Origin of the sequence: Devosia sp., assembly GCF_028290645.1 — a bacterium.
In the GTDB taxonomy this organism is placed as follows: Bacteria; Pseudomonadota; Alphaproteobacteria; order Rhizobiales; family Devosiaceae; genus Devosia_A.
The window spans coordinates 1-4469 of sequence record NZ_JAQGJL010000242.1; the positions used below are offsets into that span (position 1 = coordinate 1).

General features: G+C 70.0%; 5 protein-coding genes. 3 read left to right on the top strand and 2 right to left on the bottom strand.

Features of this window, described 5'->3' with window-relative positions; genetic code table 11:
* Window positions 1-81 precede the first annotated feature (81 nt).
* Window positions 82-351 carry a hypothetical protein gene (locus tag JWQ89_RS13385; protein WP_299641794.1) on the top strand — a complete coding sequence of 90 codons (270 nt, stop codon included), beginning with the start codon at window positions 82-84 and terminating at the stop codon, window positions 349-351.
* Entirely contained in the window at window positions 351-698 is a 348-nt protein-coding gene (locus tag JWQ89_RS13390; protein ID WP_299641795.1) for a hypothetical protein, read from the top strand. The genes JWQ89_RS13385 and JWQ89_RS13390 overlap by 1 nt, the downstream gene beginning before the upstream one ends.
* Here JWQ89_RS13390 and JWQ89_RS13395 read toward each other — a convergent pair.
* Window positions 695-2725 (bottom strand): FAD-dependent oxidoreductase, encoded by a 2031-nt coding sequence (locus JWQ89_RS13395; RefSeq protein WP_299641797.1) that lies wholly within the window; start codon window positions 2723-2725, stop codon window positions 695-697. The genes JWQ89_RS13390 and JWQ89_RS13395 overlap by 4 nt on opposite strands.
* On the bottom strand, window positions 2722-3786 hold the full coding sequence (locus tag JWQ89_RS13400; RefSeq protein WP_299641799.1) for a hypothetical protein: 1065 nt from the start codon (window positions 3784-3786) through the stop codon (window positions 2722-2724). Before JWQ89_RS13400 ends, JWQ89_RS13395 begins: the two co-directional genes overlap by 4 nt.
* Before the next feature lie 134 nt (window positions 3787-3920).
* Between JWQ89_RS13400 and ccmI the strand changes: the two genes are divergently transcribed.
* Window positions 3921-4469, top strand: a 549-nt coding sequence (gene ccmI / locus JWQ89_RS13405; protein WP_299641801.1) for a c-type cytochrome biogenesis protein CcmI, incomplete at its 3' end; no start/stop codon positions are given.

The window sequence follows — 4469 nt, forward strand, 5'->3', positions numbered from 1 at the left end:
GCGATCATAAGCCCCCTTGTGGCTGTGTTGTCCATGAGCATATTAATGCTACGGATTTAAACAATAGGGTCAGGCACGATCATGACTGACATGACCACAGTACATCGTCACAGCGACAATAGCGCAGACCGCCGGCGCAAGGCTGCCCGAGTAGTTGACCTGGTTCGTCTCGCTCTGTCCGGTTCGCTTGCTGCTGTCGCCGTGACTGGTGTGCTCACGTCGCTGTACGTCAGCGCCTTCGATGTCGTCGACTCTGCCAGCCGCTCGCAGTGGCTTGACTGGTCCGCGGCCGGCGTTGGCTTTGTCGGTGTCATCGCCGGCGCGATCGTCGCTCACTACTCGAAGCGCTGATGGAAGCAGCGGCTGTGCCGTCATCGTTGGTCGAGGCCCTTCCGCACTTTAGCATCATTGATTCATCGACCGTCTTGGTCGCCATTTTCGTAGTCGTTTTCAAGATGCTTGTGCGGTGGCACCGGGGGGAAACCATCGCTTCGGTTCAGATGTGTGGGGTGGATTTCCTTAACGGTACGGTGGTCGTCCCCTTCTTCGTCATGCTGCTGGCAGTGTTCTACGTCGATCTCTATCGCGAGATGGTGCGCTCAAGCACGGCATTCGTATCGATCGCGGGCGGCATCGGGCTGTTCTTTGTCATCGGAGAGATGCTCCGATCGCAAGGCAAAGTAACGGCCACAACTTAGCTCAAGTCTACTCGGCGCCGCCCGTTCATCGTGGCGCCCTTCAGCTGCTCCGTCAGCCTTGCCGCTACTGCCGTGCCGGCGTCGCGGACATAGAGTTCGGCTCCGTCAGGCACCCGTCCCAGCATCGCGATGCCACCATTCGCGCCTTCCCGGGGCGCGGCGTATGTGACGCCGATGGCTTTGAGCGGGTCGCTGGTTTCGGAGTTTTCGAACACCAGGCACCCGGGTTCGAATATCCGGGCGTCGGCGGCGGCGAGGGACCAGAGTTGGGGCTTTTCGCCGAAGCGGCCGGTGAGCCAGGCGGGCGGGGTGGGGACTTCCTCGACAAGCGCCGGCGCCCGGGGGACGCGCCAGCCGGTGTCGGTGATTTCGCCCGAGAGGGCGCAGCGTTCGGCGGCGACGGAGCCGGCGTCGCGGGGGACCATGGCGCCGATGTCGACGGCGGCGGCGATGTCGCCGAGGCCGAGCTGGACCGGGCGGGCGGCGAGGCCGGAGACGCCGTGGCGGCTGGCCGCGGCCGAGCGGCGCGTGAGCAGCGAGGGGCCGCGATCGAGATAGGTGTTGCCGCGGGCGGTAAGCCGGAACGGGGCGACCGGGGTCGGGGCGTCGGGGGTCTCGAAGGCTTCCTCGATGATGTGGTCGACCACCGGCGGGGCCGCCTTGCCCAGCGCGGCGAGGATGGCCGCCTTGCCGCTGGCGATGGCGGCGGCGGTGGTGCGGAGGCCGGCGGCGGAGCCGGCGAGCGATACGGTAGGAAGCCTGCCGCGCGGCGCGAGCCAGCGGTTGGCGGCATCCCATGCGGCGGAGCCTCCTGCGCGGAGCCAGAGCAGGATGTCCGGCTGCCAGGCGCCGGCGGCGATCAGCTGGTCGGTCTCGATAGCGCTCGAATCCTGGCTGATCTCGTCCATGGCGACGGCGAAGCCGACGCGGAGCCCGGGCTTGTTGCGTTGCAGCGGCTCGGCATGGCTGGGGGCGAGGGCGGAGGCGAGCGTGATGCCGGTGGCCTTGGCGAAATCGACGAAGCGCGAGGTGGGGGCGAGGCGGCTGTCGACAATGCGCTGCACGACGACGCCGGCGTCCGCGGCATGGAGCGCGAGGCGATAGGCGAAGCTGTGCGGCGTGGTGAAGAGCGCACTGCGGCCGGGCCAGACGCCGAAGCGCTCGGCGCGGAGGAATGCGGTCAGCGCCCCGACGATGCCGGGTGTGCGGTTGCCGGGAAACAGCGGCAGGCGTTCGGCGGCGCCGGTGGCGAGGACGACGTGCCGCGCGGCGACGGCGAGGATGCGGGAGCCGGGCTTGTCGCCGTCGACCAGCACCTGGTGGACGCGGACGGTGGTGCCGGTGATGGCGAAGGCGTCGGCGCGGGTGAGGACGGTGACCTTGCCCTTGCCCTCGAGGCCGGCGACGAGGCGCTCGATGGTGGTGTCGGGCGAGGCCTCGGCGTCGACGGCGCCGAAATAGCGGATGGCGCCGCCGAGGCTCTGGCTGCGCTCGACCAGCACGGCGCTCTTGCCGGCGACCGAGGCGGCGACCGCGGCGCTGAGGCCGGCGACGCCGGCGCCGACGATGACGAAATCGGCCTCGATGGTTTCGGGCACCGCGCTGCCGTGCCAGGGCGGCGCGGCGACCGGGGTATCGCCGAAGCGGTGGTTGAGGGTGCGGGCGGGGCCGACCAGCTTGTGGCGCAGCGCGCCGAACAGGCCGCCCGAGGCGATGGGGTCGCGCCGGACGCCGATGGTGACGAGATCGAGGCCGTCGAGGGCGGGCGTGCGGTCCATCGGCAGGGCGGCGCCCTTGCCGGAGGAGACCAGCGGCGCGAAGGATTCGTCGAGCGCCAGCGGCTCGTCGCCGTGCCGGCCGGCGATCTGGATGCCGGCGGCGAGGGCGGCGGAGAGCACGGTGTCACCGGCGAAGCCGTCGATCACCCGGCCGTTGAGGCGGAACTGCAGCGGCGACTTGCGGTCGAGTTCTGCGCCGCCGAGGCCGTGCGGGGCATCGGGTGCGAGGCGATTGAGACTGTCGGTCACGCCGGCACCGCGCTGTAGTCGGCGGCCTGCAGCCGGATGTTGCCGCGGGTGGGGCCGCGCGCGGCGAACCACGCAGCCTCGTCGGGCGGCGAGACGCCGGCGATGTGCCGGGCGAGCGCCGGGGCGAGGAAGGCGGCGGCGGGCCCGAGGCCGGCGATAATTGTGGTCTTGAGCCCGCGGGCGAGCCCGATGAAGGGGGCGCCGTCGGTGGTGCGGAGCGTGCCGGTGACGGTTTCGCCGGCGAGGCGCAGCGGCGCGGATTTCGCCGTGGCGCTGCCCAGCCGGGCGCGGGCGGTAGCCGGATCGCCGGTGACGAGTGCCGAGACGCCGACCTTGCCGTCCTGCGCGAGGACGATGCCGCGATCGAGGAAGCTCACGCACGGGGCGGGGAGGGGCCTTGCGGCTTCGAGCAGCAGGGCGCTGCCGGGGACGGTCTCGAGGCTGCGGTCGAGCGCGTCGGGCGCGAGATGGGCGAGGATGGCGTCGTCGCCGGCGAGGATGACGTGCCCGGCCTCGATGCTGCGGTCGCCATTGGTGAGGCGGGCGGTGCCGTCCTTGCGGATGGCGAGGGCGGTTTCGGCGTGATCGAGCTGGCGCACCTCGTGCCTCGTGAGCCAGGTTTCGAGCGCCGGCTCGACGCGGCCGTGGCCGAGCATCTGGATATCGCGCACCCGCACGATCAGCCCCGCGGCGAGGGCGCGATCGACCACCGTCTCGACCGCATAGCCGAGCGCCACCGCCAGGTGCCGGAAATGGCCGAGCGCGGCGATGCTCTGCGGCGTTTCGGCGACGAACAGCGGATCGACGCGACTGACGAGGCCCTTGCCCCAGCCGTTCACCAGCCGCGTGGTCTCCGCGGCGACGCGCCGCAAGAGAATCAGGGTTTCGGGGCGGGTGACCGGCGCGATGGATAGATCGATGCTGCGCTGCAGGCGGAACGGCGAGAACGGCTCGCCGACGAGGCAGACGCGCTTGTTGTGCTCAATGGCGAGGAGGCCCGCGAGCAGCCCGGCGAGCGGGGTCGAGCCGACGATCAGGTGGTCGTAGCTGCCATCGGCCATGGGGTCAGCGGACCTCGACCGGGGCTGCGGCAATGCGCCCGCGACACATCGATGTGTGCGGGTGCATAAATTGGCAGAATGCCTTTATAGATCGGGCGCGTTTCCGCACCCTCGCTCGAGGCAAAGCCCTGCACATGATCTTTTGGTCGCTCGCTTTTGTGGTCACAGCCATTGCCTGCGCCGCCCTCTATTATGCGGGGGCCGGGTGGAGGGTCAACGCAACTGCCGCTGTTGTGGACAGCCCTGAAGTTTCGCACCTGAAATTGCAGCTGAGGGAAATCGAATCGGACGTGGCGCTGGGGCGGCTGGGGGCGGCCGAGGCGGTGGCGGCAAAGGGTGAACTGGCGCGCGAGCTGATGCGATTAAAGGGGACACAAAGGCAGGTGGCGGACACCGGACCGCGCCGCGGCATCGTCGCACTGTCGGCGGTGGCGACGGCGCTCCTGGCCTTCGGCGTATATGGCGCGCTCGGGCGGCCGGACCTGCCGGCGCAGCCGCTGCACGAGCGCACCGACCTGCCACCGCCTGGAATGACGCTGGAGAACGCCGTTGCCCGCATCGAGGCCCAGCTCAAGCTGACGCCCGACGATTTGCGCGGCTGGACCGTGGTGGCCCCGGCCTACATGCAGATGGGCCGGTTCGCCGACGCGGCGAATGCCTTGCGCCGGGTGATCGAACTCGAC